Raw genomic sequence first — 22,362 nt, 5'->3', positions numbered from 1 at the left:
TATGATTACACAGATAATATTATTTTGCGTTTTAGCATATGTAATTGGTTCGATACCTTTTGCATTAATAGTAGGGAAAGTATTTTACAATACTGATATTAGAACACTTGGAAGTGGAAATTTAGGTACAACAAATACTTTTAGATGTCTTGGAAAAAAGGCAGGAGTTACAGTATTTATATGTGATGTATCTAAAGGGATAATCGCTACATTTCTTCCAACATTGATGCTAGGAAGAGTAGACTTTTTATCAATATTTGGAGCATTTGCAATGATAGGACATGTTTTTCCTATCTTTGCAAACTTCAAAGGTGGAAAAGCCGTAGCTACGGGTTCAGGAGTATTTATCTTCTTATATCCTATGTTAAGCTTGTTACTTTTAGCTATATTCTTTTCAACACTATTTTTAACAGGATATGTTTCATTAGGTAGCATACTTATTAGTTTAACTGCCATTGGGTACCTTAGCCTGTTTGAAACTGGATTTGATAAGTGGATTATGATAGTGATGTGTATTTTTGTTATTTATATGCACAAAAAGAATATACAGAGATTAATAAGTGGGACAGAAAATCAATCGAAATTAAAAATTGGAAAGGGAAAAAAGAATGACGAAAATCATTAGTGGAACACAACTTGCGAAAGAGTTAAGAGAAGAAATTAAAAAAGAAGCAGCTGCTTTAAGAGAAAAAGGTGTTGAGCCTACACTTGCAGTTGTTTTAGTAGGAGATAATAAAGCATCAAGAAGTTATGTTAATTCTAAACATAAAGCGTGTATAGAAAATAATATAAATTCTATAAAAATTGAGTTACCAGAAGAAATCTCTACTGATGATTTATTAAATGAAATCGAAAAATTAAATAGTGATGATAAGGTTCACGGAATTTTAGTACAATTACCATTGCCAAAACACATAGATGCAGAAAAAGTTCTGAATGCTGTAACTCCATCAAAAGATGTAGATGGATTCCATCCTATAAATGTTGGAAAGTTAGTGATTGGAGAAGCTAAACTTATTCCTTGTACACCTTTAGGGATTTTAGAAATGATAAAATCAACTGGTGAGGAAATCTCAGGGAAACTTGCTCTAGTAATTGGAAGAAGTAATATTGTAGGTAAACCTATTTCGACTTTATTACTTCAAAATAATGCAACTGTAATTACTGCTCATTCTAGAACTAAAGATTTAGAAACGCTAATAGAGCAAGCTGATATTATTGTAAGCTGTGTAGGAGTTGCACATTTCTTAAGTGGAAAAGAAAAAGTAAAACCAACTTGTACGATTATTGATGTAGGTAATAACTACAAAGATGGTAAGTTAGTTGGAGATGTAAATCTAGATGAGTTTATAGAGAAAGTTGCTTATATTTCTCCTGTACCTGGAGGAGTAGGGCCTTTAACAATCACAATGTTAATGAGAAATACATTAACTGCTACTTATGATTTATTAGAAAAATAATTTCAAGAAAATCTAGATATTATTTGAGCCTTTATTTAATTGAAATGTTTTTGATTTAATGATACAATAATATATTGTACAAGAATGCAATATATTTAAAGATATAGACTTATAAATTATACTATGTTATAATTTATAAAATGTAGAGAGTAAAGAAATTTATGTGGAGGATTGTTAATAAATGATTAGATTCTTGAAAAATGTAGCCACAGAAATGCGTAAAGTAAGTTGGCCAACTTTTAGTGAACTTGTTAGAAAAACACTAATTGTTATTGTTGTAGTTGGAATATTAATGTTATTTAGCTACGTGGTAGATTTAGGAATAACTGCTGGAATTAGACACTTCAGTAGATAAGAGAGGTTATTATGAGCGATACAGTAAGTAAAGAGTGGTATGTAATACATACGTATTCTGGATATGAAAACAAAGTAAAAGATAATATTGAAAAAAGAGTTGAGTCTCTTGGTATGGAAGACAAAATTTTCAGAATCGTTGTTCCAGAAGAAAAAGAGACAATCTTAACTCCAACAGGAAAGAAAAAAGAAGTTAATAGAAAAACATTCCCTGGATATGTACTTGTTGAGTTAGTAATGACAGATGATTCATGGTTTGTAGTTAGAAATACGCCTGGTGTAACTGGATTTGTAGGATCACACGGTGGTGGTTCTAAACCAAGTCCATTATTACCAGAAGAAATTAACTTTATTTTACAACAAATGGGTCTATCAAATGTTGTAGATATTGATATTGAAGTTGGAGATTATGTTCGTGTTATCTCTGGTCCATTCGTTGATATGGAAGGAAAAGTTGTAAACTTAGACTTACATAACTACAAAGCTGATGTTATGATCGAGCTTATGGGTAGAGAAACTAAAGTGGAGCTTGAACTTTATAATATCGAAAAATTCTAAGAAAGGAAAAGCTATCTTTATGATAGTCGGATAGAATGTGGAAAAGATTGCAATAATTATGGATTCAACTGCATATTTATCAGAAGATTTAAAGAAAGAATTAGATATTCGTACTGTTTATTTAAATCTAATTATTGATAATAATTCATATAAAGAAGTTATCGATATGCCACTTGATAAATATCATGAATACCTAAAAAATCCTAACAATTCCTTCCCTACAACTTCTCAACCTGCTATAGGTGAGGTTGTATCTTGCTTAGAAAAATTAAAAGAAGAAGGGTATACCGATGTCATTGCTATTGCACTTTCAAGTGGAATTAGTGGTACATTCACGTCTTACTCTGTAGCTGGTCTTATGGTAGAAGGGTTGAATGTTCATCCGTTCGATTCTGAAGTCTCTTGTAGACCTGAAGGATATTATGCGATTAAGGCAGCTAAGTTAATTAAAGAAGGAAAAAATTCTAAAGAAATAATCTCAGCATTAAATGAGATGAAAAAAGTATCACATGCATATTTCATGGCTGATGATTTATCGCATCTACAACGTAGTGGACGTTTAAGTGGAGCACAGGCTGTAGTAGGAAGCTTACTTCAAGTTAAGCCGCTATTACATTTTGATAACAAAGTTATAGTTCCATTCCAAAAGATACGAACATATAAAAAAGTTGTAGCTAGAATTTATGAATTATTCGATGAGTTTTATAAACAGCACGAAGATGAACATATTACAATTTGTGTACTTCATGTTGATGCATTGGATAAAGCTGAAGAAATAAAAAAATATATTGAAGAAAATTATTCAAATGTAACTGTTGAAATTGATGGTATTAGTCCAGTAATTTCTACACACTTAGGAATAGGCGCAGTTGGATTTGGGTGGACAATATTATAAAAAAATTAAGAGGTGGAAAATATGGTACAAACAATGGCACACACTTGCTACCGAGTAGCAGATTTAAAAGAATCAGTTAAATTTTATACTGAAGCATTCGACTTCGTAGTAAGTCGTAAAAGAGATTTTCCTGAGTACAAGTTTACATTAGTATACTTAACTTTACCAGGTTCAAACTATGAGTTAGAATTAACTTATAACTACGATCACGGTGCATATGAACTTGGAGATGGATATGGCCACATAGCTATTTCTGTAGAAGATTTAGAAGGTCTATATGAAAAACACAAAGCGGCAGGATATGATGTAACAGAACTTAAAGGTTTACCAGGTTTCCCGCCGGGATATTACTTCATAAAAGATCCAGATGGATACAAAATTGAGGTAATTCGTACTAAAATGTAGTTATCATTTGATTTATTTATAATCATATGATATAATGTACATACATTGAAATAAATTACCGAAAGGGTGGTGAATTTTGAAAGGTTCTCCGCTCTTTTATATTGCAATTAAAACTTAAGAAAGAGGTGGACTGTATGAGTATTGTAGAAAAAGTTAAAGCAATAGCAACAAAACAAGCAGAAAATACGGAATTTTCTCTTTATGATGTAGAATACGTAAAAGAAGGAACTGAGTATTTCTTACGTATTTACTTCGATAAAGATGGTGGTCTTACACTTGATGATTGTGTATTATTAAGTGAAAAACTAGCAGAAGAACTTGATAAAGAAGATTTCATTAGTGATAAATACTATTTAGAGGTATCTTCTCCAGGAATCGAAAGAGACTTAAGAGACCTAGAAGAAGTTACTAATTCTGTTGGTAAACATGTTTATATTAAAACATATGAAAAAATTGATAATCAAAAAGAATTTTATGGTGATATCTTAGCTGTTGAAGGTGAAGAAATTACTGTAGAATACAAAGATAAAGCGAGAGTTAAAAAATCAACAATTAACTATAGTAAAATCGCTAAAATTAGATTAGCTGTTAAATTTTAATTATTAAAGGAGAAAGAAAGATGAGCAAGGATTTGCTTAAAGCTATAAAATTAATTGAACAAGAAAAAGGGATTGCAGAAGATATTCTAGTAGAAGCTATTGAATTAGCTTTACTATCAGCATATAAAAAGAACTTTAACGCTGCAAAAAACGTAAGAGTAGATTTTAATAGAACAACTGGTGATTACAAATTTATCATTAGAAAAGATGTTGTTGAAGAAGTTTACGACGATAGAATTGAATTTGCTCTTGAAGATGCTTTAAAAATTAATCCAGCATATGAAGTTGGAGATATTTATGAAGTAGTTGATTTACCAAGTGACTTCGGACGCGTTGGAGCACAAGCAGCTAAACAAGCTTTATTACAAAGACTTCGTGAAGCTGAAAAAGAAATCCTTTATAAAGAATATATCGAGCACGAAGGTGAAATTCTTTCAGGTGCAATAGATAGAATTGATTCTAGATATGTTTATGTTAAATTAGGAAAAATTGAAGCGATTTTAGGTGAAAATGAAAGAGTTAAAGGTGAAACATACGTGCCCCAAACTCCAATTAAAGTCTATATCGCTAAAGTTGATAACCCAACTCGTGGAAGTAAACCACACGTATTAGCTTCAAGATCACATCCTGAATTTATCAGAAGATTATTTGAAATTGAAGTGCCGGAAATTTACAGTGGTACTGTAGAAATTAAGAGCGTATCACGTGAAGCAGGTGAAAGAACTAAATTAGCTGTGTACGCTGAAGATAAAAATATTGATCCTGTAGGAGCTTGTGTAGGTAACAAAGGTGAACGTGTTAACCGTATCGTTGAAGAATTAAACGGTGAAAAAATTGATATCATTACTTGGGATGCTGATCCAGTTAAATTTATTACAAATGCATTAGCTCCAGCTAAAGTAGAAGAGATCAATATTGATGAAGAAGAAAAAATTGCAAATGTTAAAGTTAAAGATGACCAACTTTCTCTAGCAATTGGTAAAAAAGGACAAAACGTTCGTCTAGCTGCTAAATTAACAGGTTGGAAAATCGACATAAAAGCTGCAGAATAGTGGGGTGTTGTTTGTGAAAAAAAGAAAAATACCAACAAGAAAATGTATATTAACAAACGAAATGTTCGCTAAAAAAGATTTATTAAGAATCGTTAAGAACAAAGAAGGAGAAATTTCTGTGGATCCTACTGGTAAAAAAGCAGGACGTGGAGCATATGTAGTAGCTGATTTAGAAGTTATTAAAGCTGCACAGGAAAAGAAACAATTAGAGAAGTTTTTCTCTGCATCACCAGAAGTTATGGAACCTATCTATAATGAGGTAATTAGATTAATCTATAGAAAGTCAATTCCACAAAAATAATGATAAAAGCATATAATTTATTAGGTTTAATGCAAAGAGCAGGTAAACTTATTACAGGTGAAGATTTAATCACAAAAAATTTAAAAAATAATAAAATCAAATTGTTAGTTATTGCAGAAGATTGCGGTGTTAATACGAAAAAGAAATTAACAGACAAGGCTAATTTCTACAATGTAAAATGTATCGAATTTTCTACGATTGAAAATATTAGTATCGCGATTGGAAGAGATAATCGTGTTGCTGTAGGAATAACTGATGATGGATTTATAAAAAAATTCAAACAATTATTAGAAGAAGGAGGAAAACAGTAATGAAAAAAGTCAGAATTTATGAGTACGCTAAAGAAGTAGGAAAACAATCAAAAGACCTTATTACAGTTTTAAAAGATGCTAATATTGAAGTATCTAATCACATGTCAATGTTAACAGAAGAGGGGTTAGCTAAGCTAGATAGTGTTTTCAAAAAACAAGAGAAAGCGGCACAAAATGATCAATCTTCAAATAATGAAGGTAAGAAAAATAAAAAGAAAAAAATTAAAAAAGAGAAAAATAAAAAAGCTCAAAAACAACAACCAGCAATTATTGAAGCTCCATCAGAAGAAACAATTTCAGAAGATACTATTTTGGTTAAAGATGGAATGACTGTTGGTGAGTTATCAGAAGTTCTAAGTGTAGGTTCGACTGAACTTATTAAAAAATTATTTATGGAACTTAAAATTATGGCGAATATTAACCAGTCTCTTACTTTAGAGCAAATCGAGTTAATCGCTATGGATTACGGTAAAGAAATCCAAGAAGAAGTTGAAATTAATAAAGAAGACTTAGATCTTTACTTCGAAGTTGAAGATGCTGAAAAAGATCTTAAAGAACGTGCACCAATCGTAACTATCATGGGACACGTTGACCATGGTAAAACTACATTACTAGATACAATTAGAAATTCAAGAGTAACTGCTGGAGAAGCAGGTGGGATTACACAACATATTGGTGCTTATCAAGTACGTGCGAAAGATAAAAAGATTACATTCTTAGATACACCAGGACACGCAGCGTTTACTACAATGCGTGCACGTGGAGCGAAAATTACAGACGTAACTATCTTAGTAGTTGCAGCTGATGATGGTGTAATGCCTCAAACAATCGAAGCTATTAACCACGCAAAAGCAGCTGAAGTACCAATTATCGTTGCGGTTAACAAAATGGATAAACCACAAGCTAACCCAGATAGAGTTATGAATGAGTTAGTAGAATACGGACTAATCTCAGAAGAATGGGGTGGAGATACAATCTTCGTACCAATCTCAGCACTTAAAGGTGAAGGTATTGATGAGCTATTAGAAAATATCTTATTAGTAACTGAAATGCAAGAATTAAAAGCTAATCCAAATCGTCTTGCTTTAGGTACAGTTATCGAAGCTAAACTTGATAAAGGACGTGGAGCTGTAGCTACATTATTAGTACAAAATGGTAGCTTAAATGTTGGAGATCCACTTGTAGTAGGTAATACATTTGGTCGTGTTCGTGCTATGATTAACGATCGTAGTAAAAATATTCAAACTGCTAAACCATCTACACCAGTTGAAATTACAGGTTTACAAGATGTTCCAAACGCAGGAGATCGTTTCGTAGTATTCGGTGATGAGAAAACAGCTCGTCAAATTGGTGAAAAACGTCAACAACAATATATTGAAACTACTCGCCAAGCAAATTCAGCTGTTTCATTAGATACATTATTCGAGCAAATGAAACAAGGTGAGATGAAAGACCTTAACATTATTATTAAAGCAGACGTTCAAGGTTCTGTTGAAGCTTTAGCTATGTCATTAGCTAAAATCGATGTTGAAGGTGTTAACGTACGTATTATCCACACTGGTGTTGGTGCGATTAACGAATCTGATATTACATTAGCAGTAGCATCTAACGCTGTAGTAATCGGATTTAACGTACGTCCTGATAACAATGCTAAACAAATGGCTCAAACTGAGCAAGTAGATATTCGTCTACACAGCATTATTTATAAAGTTATTGAAGAAATCGAAGCTGCGATGACAGGATTATTAGATCCAGAATTCGTAGAAAAAGTTATAGGTCTTGCAGAAGTACGTCAAGTGTATAAAGTATCTAAAATTGGTACAATTGCTGGTGCTTATGTAACTGAAGGTAAAGTATCACGTGACGGTAAAGTACGTGTAATTCGTGATAGTGTAGTAATTTACGAAGGTGAAATTGACACATTAAGAAGATTTAAAGATGATGTTAAAGAAGTACAAAGCGGTTATGAATGTGGTATGACTGTTGAAAACTTCAATGATATTAAAGAAGGAGATGTCTTCGAAGTATACATCATGGAAGAAGTAAAAAAATAGGAGGCAAACTTTATGTCAGAACTTAGAGTTAACAGACTTGCAGAACAAATTAAAAAAGAAATTACATATGTATTAGCTACAAAAGTTAAGAATCATGATTTAGGATTTGTTACTGTAACAGAAGTTGCTTTGACAGGAGATTATTCTCAAGCAAAAGTTTTCTACACTGTTTTAGGTGGAGAACGTGAAAAAGAAAAAACAAAAGAAGCATTTAAGAAAATTAAAGGTTTCGTAAAAAGTGAAGTTGCTAAGAAAATTAAAATTAGAAAATTTCCGGAACTTATTTTCCAATATGACACTACAGCTGAATATGCCTTACACATTGAAAGTTTAATAGCTAGTGTTAGTAAAAAGGAAAATAACGAAGAATAATTAGAATAAAAGAGCGACTTAATTACGGTGATGTCTTAATGTCACTTTGATTAAGTCGCCTCAATATGGTTAATTGTATTTTAAATGAATTTGATGTGCTGATTCGATAAGATTATTTTTTTCGAAATTGTCATATTGAATTATCCCTAATCAATAATTATATTATCTAATTGTTTAAGTTTAAAGCTTTTAAGTATAAAGTAATATACAGAGTTTTATAGAATTAAAGAATTAAAGGAGAAAACAATGTTACAAGTAACAAATTTAGGTTTACGTTTTGCAGATAGAAAGCTATTTGAAGATGTAAATATAAAATTTACAAATGGTAACTGCTACGGTTTAATCGGGGCTAATGGAGCAGGTAAAACAACATTTTTAAAATTATTATCTGGTGAATTAGATTCACAACAAGGGCACGTTTCTTTAGGTAAAGGTGAACGTCTTGCAGTACTTCGTCAAAACCACTTCGCATATGAAGAAAACAGAGTTATTGATGTTGTAATGATGGGGCACGAACGTCTTTGGGATGTTATGAACCGTAAAAATGAAATTTATATGAAAGATCCATTTACTGAAGAAGATGGAATCATCGCTGCTGAACTTGAAGGTGAGTTTGCGGAAATGGATGGTTGGACTGCAGAAAGTGATGCAGCACAACTTCTTGAAGGTCTAGGTATTCCTGTAGAATTTCATGAAATGCTTATGGGAGAACTTGATAATGCTATTAAGGTTAAAGTTCTTTTAGCCCAAGCATTATTCGGTAATCCAGATGTACTTCTTCTGGATGAGCCTACCAACGGTCTTGATATTAGTGCAATCAAGTGGCTAGAAGAGTTCTTAATTAACTTTGAGAACACAGTTATCGTAGTCAGCCACGACCGTCACTTCTTAAATAATATTTGTACTCACATTTGTGACTTAGACTTTGGTAAAATCCAACTTTACGTTGGTAACTATGACTTCTGGTACCAATCTAGTCAACTTGCTAGAAGAATGGCAGAAGATAACAACAAGAAAAAAGAAGAAAAAATTAAAGAATTACAAGAGTTTATCGCGCGTTTCTCAGCGAATGCGTCTAAATCTAAACAAGCAACAAGTAGAAAGAAAATGCTTGATAAAATTACTCTTGACGATATTAAACCAAGTAGCCGTCGTTATCCATACGTTCGTTTTACACCGGATCGTGAAATCGGAAATGACTTACTTATCGTTGAAGGTGTAAGCAAAACTGTAGAAGGTAAAGAAGTATTAAGTAATGTTAGCTTCACTGTAAATCCTAATGATAAAGTTATCTTACTAGGGGATGAAGTTGCTAAAACTACATTACTAAAAATTCTTGCTGGTGAAATGGAACCAGATAGCGGTACAGTTAAATGGGGTATTACAACTTCTAGAAGTTATATGCCAAAAGATAACTCTGAATATTTTGAAGGGTTAAAACTTTCATTAGTAGAGTGGCTTCGTCAATATGCTTCTCCTGAAGAGGAAAGTGAAGCATACTTACGTTCATTCTTAGGAAGAATGTTATTCTCTGGTGAAGAAGCGCTTAAACGTGCCCACGTATTATCAGGGGGAGAAAAAATGCGTTGTATGTTATCTAAGATGATGTTATCTAAAGCTAACGTTATTCTTTTAGATGAACCTACAAACCACCTTGACTTAGAATCTATTACAGCTGTCAATGAAGGTATTATTGCTTTCAAAGGTTCTGTATTCTTCACATCTCATGACTATGAGTTTATTCAAACAATAGCGAATAGAGTAGTTGAATTAACACCAGAAGGTGCAATCAACAAAGAGATGGATTATGAAAACTACCTAAGATTCAAAGGTATTATAGATTAATAAAAAGAAGGAGATATACTTTTGGGGTATATCTCCTTTTAATATTGTTATTAAAAAATTACTTTCTCAAAAACTTGTTTAGTTACTTCGCTGAAAGCTTCTACTTCTTCTTGGGAAAATCTATTGAATTCTATAGAATCTATATCAAGTAAAGCTACTACTTTATCATTTTTGATAATTGGAACTACTAATTCACTGTTAGTTGCGCTGTCACATGCAATATGTCCTTGAAACTTATGTACATCTTCAACATAAATAGTTTCTCTAGTTGTATAGCAATGTCCACATACACCTTTATTAAATGGTATTCGAGTACAAGCTACTTTCCCTTGAAATGGTCCTAAAACTAAGTTGTTGTTTATTTCATCTAATAAATAGAAACCAACCCAGTTTGTATTTGGTAAGTATTCTTTGTATAAAGCTGAAAGGTTTGATAAATTGGTAACTAAATTATCTTCTCCTGATACTAAAGCAGTCGCTTGACTTATAAATAATTGTTTATTTTCTACTATGTTCATTAAATTACCTCGTTAAAAAGACTTTATTATATTTTCGCATAATAGTAACAAAAAATAAAGTGATAAGTATAATAGTTTTTAAATAATATTGTTTAGAAAGTTTAGAATCTAATTTATATATTAATGATTATTTACTATGGTAAAAAAATAACAATAAATAAAAAATATTTAGTTATTTGCTAGATAAAAAAAATTGAAAAAAAATTAAAAAAATGATTGAAACACTTTGTTTTTTGTGATAAAAATGGTATAATTTTGTTAGGTTATTGTATAAATAAACGTAAAAAATTAAATATAATATTTCAGGGGGAAGATATATGACATATATATTTTTATTTGTGTGTATCCTTGTTCTTGGAGGAGTAGTTGCACTATTCGTCTTTAGAAATAGGAAAAAACAAGATTTATACCCTCTTTTAGTTATGAAAGATGAGCTAGAGAGAGAAACACTATCTGATGATTTGAAAAAAGTAAAAGCGCTGGAAATTGCTGGTAAAGCTGAAAAACTTTATGCTCAATGGGAAAGTGAATGGTACGAAATTCAAAGCATCGATATTGAAGAACTTGACAGAGATCTTTATAGTGCAGAAACTTATATTGATAAATTTAATTTCAAACGTGCTGATGAAGTAATTATGAACAGTGGTGAATTAATAGCAAATATTAAAGATAGAATCGCTGGAATAAGAAGAGAAATTAAAGAATTAACAGAAGTTGAACCTAGAAATAGAGAACTATATGAAGAAATCGTAGTTGAGTACAAAGAGCTTAATAGAGAACTATTAGCTAAGCGTCATCAATACGGAGCAGCTGCAGAACAATTTGAACAAAATATCAAAGAAATAGCTCCACAACTTGATGATTTCAAACTTCTAACATCTACTGGTAAGTACATCGAAGCACAAGATAAAATTAATACTGTTAAGGGATTAATTGATAATCTTAAAGAAAGAATGGAAGTACTGCCTGATCTGTTAAAAGAAATTGAAAAGACTTGTCCAGCTCAAATTCAGTCATTAAGACTTAAAGTTGAGGAAATGGAGAAAAAAGGATTTAAACTTACTCACCTAGAAATTTCAAGTAAAATTGAAAGTATTGTTTGGCAATTAAGCGATGCTCGTGAAAAAGTTAAATCTGGAGATATTGATCTAATCGAAAATATTCTTGATGGTATTTATGATGTTATCGATGAAGTATCTAATGATCTTAAAAAAGAACTTGATTATAAAAAATATATTGAAGAAAACTATAGAGAAATAACTAATAAGCTTGAATTACAAGATAAATTAAATGAAGCTCTATACAATAACATTCAAGAAATCAAAAACAGATACCAAATTTATCAAAAAGATGAAGAAATGGTTGCTAACTACTACGATGAGTTAAGTGATTTACTTGATGTTAAACATGATATTGATGTATATATTAATAATCAGCCAAAACTAAACTATAAAGACTTAAAAGAAAAAGTAGAATTATTAGGTCAAGGATTAGAAAAAATTGAAGAAGACCAAACAAATTATTCTAGATACTTAACAAGTCTTCGTGAAGAAGAAGGTCACGCTCGTGAAAAACTTATCTTCATTAATCAAGAGAAAGAAGTTATTAAACGTAAATTAGATAACTCACGTGTTCCAGGATTCAGTGATAGATTTATCGTATTATATAAAGATGTAACCGATAGTTATAGATATGCGCTTGAGGAACTTAAAAAAGAACCTATCAATATCGATTTACTAAAACGTGCAGTTGCTGAAGCTGAAGAATCACTTGATATTTATGCATCTGAAGTAAATAACATTCTTACTGATATTGAATTAATTGAAAAACTTATTCGATATGCGAATAGATACAGAAAAGATAATGTTGAATTCCACCAACAATTAACGGTTGCTGAGCAATATTATAGAGAGTATCGTTACAACAAAACTTTAGAAATTATTAGAAATTCTCTAGATAAAGTTGAGCCAGGTGCATACGAAAGAATTAGAAATTCAGTAAAACCTAGATAATATAAAAGCCCTAGTTTTAGAAATAAAACTAGGGTGTTTTTTTAGTTATATAATATTTTTTGAGGGGTAATTAAAAACTACTGTTACTAAAAATGTTATAGTAACAGTAGTTGATTTTATATTTTATTATTTTCTCTTTAGATTATAGTAACCTAGACTAGAAAAGTAGAATAGTGCTTCGATAGTTGCTATAAAGAAAGTAGTAGGAAGGGAAGTGTAATATGAAAGAGTAATCCCTGCCCAAGTACCAATTAAAGCAAACGATATCGATATTGCTATCATTAGCCCTACTTTATTAGTAAGATATCGCGCTGCACTAGCAGGAACTGTCAGTAGGACGAACATTAATAATGCTCCTACTACAGGTACTGTAATACTTGTGGCAACTGAAAGTAAAACTAAGAAAAATATTGAAATAAATTTTCCGTTAAGTCCTAATGCTTTCGCTCCAATTGCATCGAAAGAATCGAATTTAATTTTTCTATAAAAGATAGAAAGTAGCAGTATTACAGCAAGTGCTAGTGTAAATATTAATTTTACATCGTCTCTTGTTATAGAAACAACACTACCGAATAGTATGTTGTTAACATAGCTTGTACTTTTAGGTGTTAATGATAAGAATAATAATCCTAATCCTAAGAATATTCCTAACATTACACTTACTGTCGCCTCACGTCTAAATGCTTTCACACTTAGATGTCCAACTAAATATGACATTGTGACAGTGAAAATTAATAATCCGTAAATTGGATTTATACCTAAGAAAACAGCGAAAGCTGCTCCTGCGAATCCGACATGAGATAGGGTATGTGAGATAAATGACATATTTCTAGCCATTACAAACACACCGATATAACCTGCCATTATTGCAACAATTGTACCAGCTATAAAAGCATTTTGCATAAAATCATAATTAAACATGGTTGTTATCTCCTACATAGTGTTTGCATAATTTTAGATTATTTTTTTCTATATTGTAATCTTCAATACTAATAAATTTGAAGCAACCTTCTTCTAGATATAGTATTTTATCAATGTATTTTTCGTCAAGGAGTGAAAGTTCATGCGTTATACATAGAGTAATAATGTTTTCTTTCTTTGTAATTTCTTTTACTAAAGTCATACATTCGATTTCACTAGTTTTATCTAAATTTGATGTAAATTCATCAAGTAGTAGTAAGTTTGGTCTATTTACCAATGCTTGTGCTAAAAATACACGTTGTTTTTCTCCACCTGAGAGAGTACCTATAGATTTATTTTGAAGTTTTAGAGAATTTGTTAATTCTAATGCTTCTTTAATGCTTTCTTTTTCTTTTTTACTAAGCCATGGAAGAAATCCTTTTTGAATAGGAAGTGATACAAAGTCTGTAGCAGATAGAGGAAGTTCTTCATCTATTTGTCTGAACTGAGGAACATATCCAAGAGTTGGATTTTCTCCAACAAGTGTAATCTGGCTAGTTTTATTTAATTTTTCTAGAATGTTGTTTAATAATGTAGTTTTACCAACACCATTTTTTCCAACAACAGCAACAACATCTCCTGAAGTTACAGAAAATGTAATGTTATCTAATATTGTCTTATCTCCTATTGAATAAGTGAGATTTTTTATTTTAAGTTCAGCCATAAAATCTCCTAAGTAAATTTAAAATTTTATTTTTAATATAAAAAAGAAGAGATACGATTTAGAATCTCTTCTTTATATTATACTACATATTTATAATATGTGAAGACTAATTTTTAATCTTCGTATTAATGTTTATGTTCTTTTTCGTGATCGTGGTCATGATCATGATCTTTGTCATCGTGAGAATGACTGTGAGAGTGTCCTTCATGAGAATGACCTTCGTGTCCGTGATCATGAGAGTGTCCTTCATCAGCACCTTCAACATGATAAGCTTTTTCACCAGCTCCACCATTTAAAATTTCTTCAAGTTTATTGTATTGATCTAACATCCACTCGATGTAAGTTTTACCATCAGGTTGAGTTTCTGTTACATTAAGTACTGGAACTTTATTTTGTTCAGCTAGACTAATTAATCCTTCGATAGTTTTATTAGTTGTTTGAACATTGTTGATGATTAATGAAATTTGTTTAGATTTAATTTGTTCTTGAATAGCTTTTAAATCTTGAGGTGCAGGGTCATTTCCTTCTTCAGTAGCTTGAGCTAGTTTTTTAACTTGGTCTGTTGTTTTGAATCCTAGAGCATCAACTGCATATTCAAAAACTGGTTCAGTTGTTAATACTGATTTTCCATTTGCTTTATCTTTTAAAGAATTAATTTTGTCAGTAATTTTTGAAAGTTCTTTTTTGTAGTTATCTCTATTTTTTTCATAGAAATCTTTATTAGCAGAATCTTTTTCAGATAAGACTTTAGTAAGTTCGTCTGCAACTTTACTCATTACTTCTGGGTTGTACCAAATGTGTTCATTATCTCCATCTTTAAGACCTAGTAATTTAGCACCGTCAATTTTTTTAATGTCTTTACTATTAGCAGTTAGTTTTTCGAACCAAGAATCGTACCCACCACCGTTTAAGATAGCGATGTTAGAATCAGCAACAGTTTTAGCATCTTGAGCAGTTGGTTCAAAATCGTGTGGATCTACCGAAGTAGAAGATATAATAGAAGAAACTTCTGCTTTATCTCCTGCGATACTCTTAGCTACTTCTGCATAAAAGTTTACTGAAGTAACAATTTTCGTTTTATTTCCAGAGTTAGAAGCTCCAGAATTAGTTTTGCTTGAACATCCGACTAAAAGTAGGGCGAACGCAGCAACAACTGATATTAATTTTAAAAATTTATTCATTTGTAATATTCCTCCGTTATTCGTAATTATTACGTTCTAATAAATTATAATACTACTTTATAAAAAAATCAAGTTCTTAAACGAAATAATTTTGATTAAAGTGAAAAATTAGAAATAATTTTCATAATATGTACATATATATATATAGAAGAATGATTAATAAGAATTAGTTAAAAATTATATAGTATTAATGGAAGATAATTGTTAATAGGATTTTTATTAAAATACTTGATTTTTAGTTGGTAATGCTATATAATTAATAAAGTTGAGTAAAAATCAACAAAAATATAACACACGACATTTGAGTAGCTGCTCGGTGCATTTATGTTTGCAGTAAGCTTAGAGAATGTCGGAGGAAAAAACCAAGGAGGAAAATAACTATGGCAGTTATTTCAATGAAACAATTATTAGAAGCTGGTGTACACTTCGGTCACCAAACAAGAAGATGGAACCCTAAAATGGATAAATACATCTTCACAGAAAGAAACGGTATCTACATTATCGACTTACAAAAAACAGTTAAGAAAGTTGATGAAGCATACGAATTCGTAAAATCAGTAGCTGATCAAGGCGGAAAAATGTTATTCGTAGGTACTAAAAAACAAGCACAAGATGCTATTAAAGAAGAAGCTGAAAGAAGTGGTCAATACTACATCAATCACCGTTGGTTAGGTGGAACTTTAACTAACTACAAAACTATTAAAGGACGTATTGACAGAATCGCTGAAATCGAAAAAATGGAAGCTGATGGAGTATTCGAAGTACTACCTAAAAAAGAAGTTATCGAATTAAGAAAAGAATACGATAAATTAGTTAAATTCTTAGGTGGAATCCGTGAAATGAAAGGTATGCCAGATGCAATCTTCGTAGTAGATCCTAAAAAAGAGCACAACGCAATTGCTGAAGCTAAAAAATTAGGAATCCCTGTAGTAGGTATCGTAGATACAAACTGTGATCCAGATGATGTTGATTACGTAATCCCTGCAAACGATGACGCTATCCGTGCAGTTAAATTATTAACAGCTAAAATGGCAGACGCTTTTGTAGCTTACAACGAAGGTAACATCGAAGAAACTGAAGAAGTTTCTGAAGAAGTAGAAGCAACTGAAGAATAATTTTAGATTATAAAACAAATAAAAAAATTAATAATAAAATAACGGAGGCAAATCAAAATGGCACAAATTACAGCTAGTTTGGTAAAAGAATTAAGAGAACGTACTGGTGCTGGTATGATGGACTGTAAAAAAGCACTAACTCAAACTGATGGAGATATCGATGCAGCAATCGACTACCTAAGAGAAAATGGTATCGCTAAAGCAGCTAAAAAAGCTGACAGAATCGCTGCAGAAGGTCTTTCTTACATCGAAGTTAAAGGTAACAAAGCTGTTATCTTAGAAATCAACTCAGAAACTGACTTCGTTGCTAAAAACGAAAAATTCGTTGCTTTAGTAAAAAATGTTGCAGAAGCTATCTTAGCAGCTGAACCAGCAACTTTAGAAGAAGCTCTTCAAGTAGAAGCTCAAGGTGGAACTGTTGAAGCAGTAATTAACGAAGGTATCGCTACAATTGGTGAAAAACTTTCATTAAGAAGATTTGAAGTTGTAACTAAATCTGATGCTGATGCATTTGGTGCATACTCTCACATGGGAGGAAGAATTGGTGTTCTTACTCTTGTTGAAGGAAGCACTGATGAAGAAGCAGCTAAAGATGTTGCAATGCACATCGCTGCTTTAGCTCCTAAATACTTAGACGAAAGCGAAGTACCAGCTGATGTACTTGAGCACGAGAAAAAAGTATTAACTGAGCAAGCATTAAACGAAGGAAAACCTGCTAACATCGTTGAAAAAATGATCGTTGGAAGAATTAACAAATTCTTAGAAGAAATCACAGTTGTTAAACAAAAATTCGTTAAAGACGATAGTTTCACTGTTGAAAAATTCGTAGCATCAAAAGGTGGAAAACTTGCTAAATTCGTACGTTACGAAGTTGGTGAAGGTATCGAGAAAAAAGAAGATAACTTTGCTGAAGAAGTAATGAGCCAAGTTAACGCTAGCAAATAATAATTCTCTATTTAATATATTTTATTAAAAGAGGTTAAGCACACACTTCTTGTGTGTGCTTTTTTAAAAAATTAGTATAGTAGAAACAATAATGTCTGTAATTTACTAGGAGGATAGAAATGGCTACTAAATATAAAAGAGTTTTATATAAGCTAAGTGGTGAAGCACTAGCAGGTGGAAAAGGATTCGGTATTGATTCTGAAGTTGTTACAAAAATAACTTCTCAAATCGTAGAGGTAGTAAAACAAGGGGTAGAAGTTGCTATTGTTGTTGGTGGAGGAAATATTTGGCGCGGAAAAACTGGTGAAGAACTAGGGATGGAACGTGCTACAGCTGATTCAATGGGGATGTTAGCTACGGTTATGAACTCATTAGCATTACAAGATTCATTAGAACAAAAAGGTGTTGATACTCGTGTATTAACTTCTGTTGAAATGAAAGCAATGGCTGAACCATATATTAGAAGACGTGCAATTAGACACTTAGAAAAAGGTCGTGTTGCTATATTTGCGGCTGGAATTGGAAATCCATATTTCTCAACAGATACAACAGCGGCATTACGTGCAAAAGAAATTGGTGCTGAAGCTATTTTAATGGGTAAAAATGGAGTAGACGGTGTTTACTCTGCTGATCCAAAACTGGACAGTACAGCAACTAAATATGATAAGTTATCATACATGGATATTATGAACAAAGGGTTAACAATAATGGATTCTACAGCAATTACATTCTGTATGGATAATCACCTGCCAATTATTGTCTTTTCAATAGATGATGCAGATAATATTGTTAAAGTTGTTTCTGATGCAAATCTAGGAACAATTATTGAATAAAATTTATATTAGGAGTTTACAATTATGCCTGAACAAATAATGAATAATTTAAACGAAAGAATGGAAAAAGCGATCGCTAGTTTACGTCGTGAATTAGCATCTATCAGAGCTGGTAAAGCTAGTGCTGCTGTTTTAGATAGATTAACAGTTGATTACTATGGTGTACCAACTCCGATTAACCAAGTTGCAGGGGTTTCTGTACCAGAACCTAAAATGCTTGTAATTTCTCCATACGAAAAAACTTTATTAGGAGATATTGAAAAAGCTATTCAAGCATCTGATTTAGGATTAAATCCAGCCAACGATGGGACAGTAATTCGTATTGTATTCCCAGCTTTAACTGAGGAACGTCGTAAAGAACTTGCTAAATTAGTAGGTAAAGAATCTGAAGGTGCTAAAGTTGCTGTACGTAATGTTCGTCGTGATGCAATGGATGCTATGAAAAAATTAGAAAAAGCTTCTCAAATTACTGAGGACGATTTAAAAGGATATTCTGATGATATTCAAAAAGTAACTGATAAATTCGTTGCTGAAATCGATAAAGTTACTAAAGAAAAACAAGATGAGTTAATGAGTGTATAATAATATGGAAATGACAGAAGTTATTGCTAAAATTAATTCACTTAATGCTACAAAAAAAGAGCGTGAATTAACTGCTGAGGAATCAGAAGAATTAGCTAAATATAGACAATTATATTTACAAAATTTTAAAGCTAATATGAGAAACATATTAGATAATACAAAAGTAATTAATGAAAATGGAGAAGATATAACTCCTAAAAAGAAAGGAAATTAACAATGAGTGAAACTGCAGTTACAATTTTAGTTGGAGCAATTTGTTTACTTATCGGTGTTGTTGGAGGTTTCTATCTAGCAAGACGTAATTTCATGAACTACATGGAAAAAAATCCTCAAATTAACGAAGATATGGTTATGAGTATGATGAGTCAAATGGGACAAAAACCATCTCGTAAAAAAATCAATCAAGTTATGAGCAACATGAAAAAAGCGCAAAAACAAGCGCAAAAACAAATGAAAAAATAATTTAAATAAAACAGATGTGTAATAATACTGCACATCTGTTTTTCATTTATTATTATATAAAATCTTTTTCAATTGATGATTGGATTTCTAAAGTGTTTCCTGTAACAGGGTGTGGGAAAACTACTTTTAATGCTCCTAAATACATTTTTTCGTATTTATATCCGTCTTTTGAATATAATTTATCTCCGATTATTGGAACACCTAAAGAAGATAAATGGACTCGAATTTGGTGAGTTCTACCTGTTTCAAGAGAGATAAGTACTGCAAATCTATTTTGATCTAATTTACTGCATTCAAGTATATTAGTAATAGCATTCTTTCCGTTTCTAGTTACAGCCATTTTGTTTTTCTCTTTACTGTCTCTTCCTATATTAGTACTAATAGTTTGTGGTTTAACCTTGTTTTTTATTAGTGCTGTATAATAACGTTTAATTGCTCTTTGTTCAAGCATTTGATCTAGCTTAGCTTTGATTAAAGGAGTTTTTGCTAGAATCACTAAACCGCAAGTATCTATATCAAGTCTGTGAATAGGTTCTAGGTAGTTATAATCCGCTATTAAATAATTAACTAGCGTATCGTTTTCATCTTCTATATCATTTGGATGAGTTTTTATACCGAATGGTTTTGATACGATAAGAACATAATCATCCTCGTATTCTTTGTTTATTGTAGCGGCTGTGTTTGATAAGTACTTAGATGTCGCTAAATCTATATTTACTTCTAGTGTATCATTTGTAAATAAACTTGATGTTAAATCCGCTTCTTTTCCATTAACTTTAATCGTTTCTTTATCATGATGACTTTGCATTCTAATAGTATGTATATTCTTTTTTGACACTTTTAAAAATTGACTTAAATAACCCTCAACTGATGTGAAGGGCTGTAGTATTTTAAATTTCATTATGGTACCTTGATTTCTTTCTTATATTAATAGTACCATTATATACTAAAACGTTAAGATAATAAAGAATAATAAGCTTTATTGAGGGAATTTATAATTATTAAAAAGTTGAAAAATAAGTCGATTTTAACTTGATTTTAACTTGAAAATATAGTATTATATAACTTGTGATTTAATCATACTAAACAAAGAGTTTATTATTAATAAACTTAAATAACGATAAGTTTACTAATAGTAAACAACATTAACGTTTTGTTAGATAATAATAAACAAAATTAACTTAAAGTTATATATTGTAAAACAATATTAACTTCTTGACTATAGAAAGGAGAAGTTATGTATTCTATAGGTGAAAGATTAAAGAGACTACGTATTCAAAAAAACCTCACCCAAGAAGAATTAGGTGAACGTACTGATCTTAGTAAGGGGTATATATCTCAAGTTGAGCGTGATTTAGCATCGCCATCAATGGAAACTTTTTTTAATATACTCCAAGTTCTTGGATGTGCTCCTAAAGATTTTTTTGATAAGGAGAGTACTAGTCAGAAAGTATATTATTCATTAGAAGATCAAACTAGTTATGAAGAAACTGATGAAGGATATAAACTTACATGGTTGGTTCCAGAATCAAATGAGAAAGAGATGGAATCACTTATATTGAAACTTGATAAAAATAGTAACTATAAAACATTTGATCCTTCTGAATCAGAAACATTATGCTATGTACTGAAGGGAAAATGTAAATTAAGATTAGGTGATGAGGAGTTTATAGCTTCTACTCATGAAAGTTTTTATTTTTTAGCTACGTCAGAACATAGAATATCAAATCCTTTTGATGAAGAATGTGAAGTGTTAATTGTAGCGACTAATTCGTATTTATAAGGAGAAAATAATGGCAAATATTGTTGAATTTAAAAATGTATCAATGTCTTTTGGTAATACACATGTATTAAAGAATATTGATTTAGAAATAGAAAAAGGAAAATTCTATACATTACTTGGACCAAGTGGATGTGGTAAAAGTACAATTTTAAAATTAATTGGTGGATTTTTAAGTCCAACATCAGGTGATGTACTACTTGATGATAAAGTAGTGAATGATTTACCTGCGAATAAGAGACATGTAAATACTGTGTTCCAGGATTATGCATTATTCCCACACATGAATGTATTTGAAAATGTTGCTTTCGGATTAAAAATTAAAAACGAAAAGAAAGAAGTAATTAATAAAAAAGTAAAAAAAGCTCTTAAGCAAGTTAACTTAGCTGGTTTTGAAAATCGTGATATAAGTGAGATGAGTGGTGGACAAAAACAACGTGTCGCTATAGCTCGTGCAATTGTTAATGAACCTGAAATTATCCTGCTAGATGAATCACTTTCAGCGCTTGATTTAAAACTTCGTCAAGAGATGCAATATGAACTTCGTGAACTGCAACAACAAACAGGAATTACGTTTATCTATGTAACTCACGATCAAGAAGAAGCACTAGCAATGAGTGACTATATCTTCGTAATGAATCATGGGAAAATTGAACAAAGTGGGACACCAACTGATATTTATGATGAGCCAGTAAACCGTTTTGTTGCTGATTTCATTGGTGAATCTAATATTGTTAATGCTGTTATGTTAGATGACTATTTAGTTGAAATCTATGGTAAACAGTATGAATGTGTGGATGCTGGTTTAGATAAAAATAAACGTGTAGAAGTAGTTATTCGTCCAGAGGACTTAGAGATAACAAGTGCTGATAAAGGTAAAATCAGCGTAGTAGTAGATACTCAGTTATTTAGAGGAGTTCACTATGAAATCTGTTGTTTAGATGATCAATACAATGAATGGATTGTCCACTCTACAAAACAAGCAAAACCAGGTGCAGCTGTAAGTTTAAACTTTGATCCTGAAGCAATTCATATCATGGTGCCTGGAGAAACTGAAGAAGAATTTGATGCTCGTCTTGAATCATATGAAGAGGAGGAATAAAA

Annotated in this window: 27 protein-coding genes; 22 read left to right on the top strand and 5 right to left on the bottom strand. The window is 31.3% G+C overall.

The features are described 5' to 3' along the window. Position 1 precedes the first annotated feature (1 nt). The 13 genes from plsY (at position 2) to O3801_RS00680 (ending at position 10,206) form a co-directional block, all read left to right on the top strand. Positions 2–625 (top strand): glycerol-3-phosphate 1-O-acyltransferase PlsY, encoded by a 624-nt coding sequence (gene plsY, locus O3801_RS00740; protein ID WP_060914772.1) that lies wholly within the window; start codon positions 2–4, stop codon positions 623–625. Continuing rightward, positions 609–1,460, top strand: a complete 852-nt coding sequence (locus tag O3801_RS00735; protein WP_294683410.1) for a bifunctional 5,10-methylenetetrahydrofolate dehydrogenase/5,10-methenyltetrahydrofolate cyclohydrolase — start codon at positions 609–611, stop codon at positions 1,458–1,460. The genes plsY and O3801_RS00735 overlap by 17 nt, the downstream gene beginning before the upstream one ends. 181 nt (positions 1,461–1,641) lie before the next feature. Next, positions 1,642–1,815 (top strand): preprotein translocase subunit SecE, encoded by a 174-nt coding sequence (secE, locus tag O3801_RS00730; RefSeq protein ID WP_003145602.1) that lies wholly within the window; start codon positions 1,642–1,644, stop codon positions 1,813–1,815. 11 nt (positions 1,816–1,826) lie between these two features. Then, the gene (gene nusG / locus O3801_RS00725) at positions 1,827–2,372 is read left to right on the top strand and encodes a transcription termination/antitermination protein NusG (protein ID WP_003144927.1); all 546 of its coding nucleotides are present in this window, start codon (positions 1,827–1,829) and stop codon (positions 2,370–2,372) included. Positions 2,373–2,409: 37 nt separating this feature from the next. Further along, a complete protein-coding gene (locus tag O3801_RS00720; RefSeq protein ID WP_294683411.1) occupies positions 2,410–3,267 on the top strand; it encodes a DegV family protein in 858 nt (285 codons plus the stop codon). Between the two features lie 21 nt (positions 3,268–3,288). Beyond that, the gene (gene gloA / locus O3801_RS00715; protein WP_294683412.1) at positions 3,289–3,672 is read left to right on the top strand and encodes a lactoylglutathione lyase; all 384 of its coding nucleotides are present in this window, start codon (positions 3,289–3,291) and stop codon (positions 3,670–3,672) included. Between the two features lie 134 nt (positions 3,673–3,806). Then, complete coding sequence (gene rimP / locus O3801_RS00710; protein ID WP_003145277.1) at positions 3,807–4,271, top strand: ribosome maturation factor RimP; 465 nt, start codon at positions 3,807–3,809, stop codon at positions 4,269–4,271. Between the two features lie 20 nt (positions 4,272–4,291). Further along, the gene (gene nusA, locus O3801_RS00705; RefSeq protein WP_371453558.1) at positions 4,292–5,323 is read left to right on the top strand and encodes a transcription termination factor NusA; all 1,032 of its coding nucleotides are present in this window, start codon (positions 4,292–4,294) and stop codon (positions 5,321–5,323) included. A 13-nt stretch (positions 5,324–5,336) separates the two neighbouring features. Beyond that, the gene (gene rnpM / locus O3801_RS00700) at positions 5,337–5,624 is read left to right on the top strand and encodes an RNase P modulator RnpM (protein WP_003145486.1); all 288 of its coding nucleotides are present in this window, start codon (positions 5,337–5,339) and stop codon (positions 5,622–5,624) included. Beyond that, entirely contained in the window at positions 5,624–5,935 is a 312-nt protein-coding gene (locus O3801_RS00695; RefSeq protein WP_371453556.1) for a L7Ae/L30e/S12e/Gadd45 family ribosomal protein, read from the top strand. Before rnpM ends, O3801_RS00695 begins: the two co-directional genes overlap by 1 nt. Further along, the gene (infB, locus tag O3801_RS00690; protein WP_371453554.1) at positions 5,935–7,989 is read left to right on the top strand and encodes a translation initiation factor IF-2; all 2,055 of its coding nucleotides are present in this window, start codon (positions 5,935–5,937) and stop codon (positions 7,987–7,989) included. The genes O3801_RS00695 and infB overlap by 1 nt, the downstream gene beginning before the upstream one ends. Before the next feature lie 12 nt (positions 7,990–8,001). Further along, complete coding sequence (gene rbfA, locus O3801_RS00685) at positions 8,002–8,361, top strand: 30S ribosome-binding factor RbfA (RefSeq protein ID WP_003144962.1); 360 nt, start codon at positions 8,002–8,004, stop codon at positions 8,359–8,361. A 246-nt stretch (positions 8,362–8,607) separates the two neighbouring features. Continuing rightward, the gene (locus O3801_RS00680) at positions 8,608–10,206 is read left to right on the top strand and encodes an ABC-F family ATP-binding cassette domain-containing protein (RefSeq protein ID WP_003144861.1); all 1,599 of its coding nucleotides are present in this window, start codon (positions 8,608–8,610) and stop codon (positions 10,204–10,206) included. A gap of 50 nt (positions 10,207–10,256) precedes the next feature. On the opposite strand, the gene O3801_RS00675 is transcribed toward O3801_RS00680, so the two are convergent. After that, positions 10,257–10,724 (bottom strand): GAF domain-containing protein, encoded by a 468-nt coding sequence (locus O3801_RS00675; RefSeq protein ID WP_371453551.1) that lies wholly within the window; start codon positions 10,722–10,724, stop codon positions 10,257–10,259. A 317-nt stretch (positions 10,725–11,041) separates the two neighbouring features. Here O3801_RS00675 and O3801_RS00670 point away from each other — a divergent pair, with 317 nt between their 5' ends. Then, positions 11,042–12,736 (top strand): septation ring formation regulator EzrA, encoded by a 1,695-nt coding sequence (locus O3801_RS00670; RefSeq protein ID WP_003145160.1) that lies wholly within the window; start codon positions 11,042–11,044, stop codon positions 12,734–12,736. A gap of 126 nt (positions 12,737–12,862) precedes the next feature. Here the strand turns inward: O3801_RS00670 and O3801_RS00665 are convergent, their stop codons facing one another. From O3801_RS00665 to O3801_RS00655, 3 genes are all read right to left on the bottom strand, one after another. Further along, positions 12,863–13,657: a metal ABC transporter permease gene (locus O3801_RS00665; RefSeq protein WP_294682808.1), complete on the bottom strand. Its 795-nt coding sequence runs from the start codon at positions 13,655–13,657 to the stop codon at positions 12,863–12,865. Continuing rightward, positions 13,650–14,360 (bottom strand): metal ABC transporter ATP-binding protein, encoded by a 711-nt coding sequence (locus O3801_RS00660; protein ID WP_294682806.1) that lies wholly within the window; start codon positions 14,358–14,360, stop codon positions 13,650–13,652. The genes O3801_RS00665 and O3801_RS00660 overlap by 8 nt, the downstream gene beginning before the upstream one ends. 125 nt (positions 14,361–14,485) lie before the next feature. Beyond that, positions 14,486–15,541, bottom strand: coding sequence for a metal ABC transporter solute-binding protein, Zn/Mn family (locus tag O3801_RS00655; RefSeq protein ID WP_294682804.1), 1,056 nt, complete (start codon positions 15,539–15,541; stop codon positions 14,486–14,488). A gap of 380 nt (positions 15,542–15,921) precedes the next feature. Here O3801_RS00655 and rpsB point away from each other — a divergent pair, with 380 nt between their 5' ends. From rpsB to O3801_RS00625, 6 genes are all read left to right on the top strand, one after another. Next, on the top strand, positions 15,922–16,656 hold the full coding sequence (rpsB, locus tag O3801_RS00650) for a 30S ribosomal protein S2 (protein ID WP_294682802.1): 735 nt from the start codon (positions 15,922–15,924) through the stop codon (positions 16,654–16,656). A gap of 57 nt (positions 16,657–16,713) precedes the next feature. Then, positions 16,714–17,601 carry a translation elongation factor Ts gene (gene tsf / locus O3801_RS00645; protein ID WP_371453547.1) on the top strand — a complete coding sequence of 296 codons (888 nt, stop codon included), beginning with the start codon at positions 16,714–16,716 and terminating at the stop codon, positions 17,599–17,601. Positions 17,602–17,720: 119 nt separating this feature from the next. Then, entirely contained in the window at positions 17,721–18,434 is a 714-nt protein-coding gene (gene pyrH, locus O3801_RS00640) for a UMP kinase (RefSeq protein ID WP_371453545.1), read from the top strand. A gap of 24 nt (positions 18,435–18,458) precedes the next feature. Then, entirely contained in the window at positions 18,459–19,016 is a 558-nt protein-coding gene (frr, locus tag O3801_RS00635; RefSeq protein ID WP_294682796.1) for a ribosome recycling factor, read from the top strand. A gap of 4 nt (positions 19,017–19,020) precedes the next feature. Continuing rightward, a complete protein-coding gene (locus O3801_RS00630; RefSeq protein WP_048801953.1) occupies positions 19,021–19,230 on the top strand; it encodes a DUF896 domain-containing protein in 210 nt (69 codons plus the stop codon). Between the two features lie 2 nt (positions 19,231–19,232). Then, positions 19,233–19,478: a YneF family protein gene (locus O3801_RS00625; RefSeq protein ID WP_371453542.1), complete on the top strand. Its 246-nt coding sequence runs from the start codon at positions 19,233–19,235 to the stop codon at positions 19,476–19,478. A 52-nt stretch (positions 19,479–19,530) separates the two neighbouring features. On the opposite strand, the gene O3801_RS00620 is transcribed toward O3801_RS00625, so the two are convergent. Then, a complete protein-coding gene (locus O3801_RS00620; RefSeq protein WP_371453540.1) occupies positions 19,531–20,286 on the bottom strand; it encodes an RluA family pseudouridine synthase in 756 nt (251 codons plus the stop codon). A gap of 429 nt (positions 20,287–20,715) precedes the next feature. Between O3801_RS00620 and O3801_RS00615 the strand changes: the two genes are divergently transcribed. Both O3801_RS00615 and O3801_RS00610 read left to right on the top strand, forming a co-directional pair. Then, positions 20,716–21,261: a helix-turn-helix domain-containing protein gene (locus tag O3801_RS00615; RefSeq protein WP_294682788.1), complete on the top strand. Its 546-nt coding sequence runs from the start codon at positions 20,716–20,718 to the stop codon at positions 21,259–21,261. A gap of 10 nt (positions 21,262–21,271) precedes the next feature. Then, positions 21,272–22,360 (top strand): ABC transporter ATP-binding protein, encoded by a 1,089-nt coding sequence (locus O3801_RS00610; RefSeq protein ID WP_003144999.1) that lies wholly within the window; start codon positions 21,272–21,274, stop codon positions 22,358–22,360. Positions 22,361–22,362: the final 2 nt, after the last annotated feature.

Origin of the sequence: Gemella sp. 27098_8_149 (assembly GCF_041433745.1) — a bacterium.
GTDB lineage: Bacteria > Bacillota > Bacilli > Staphylococcales > Gemellaceae > Gemella.
This window is presented reverse-complemented; position numbering and strand designations above follow the sequence as displayed.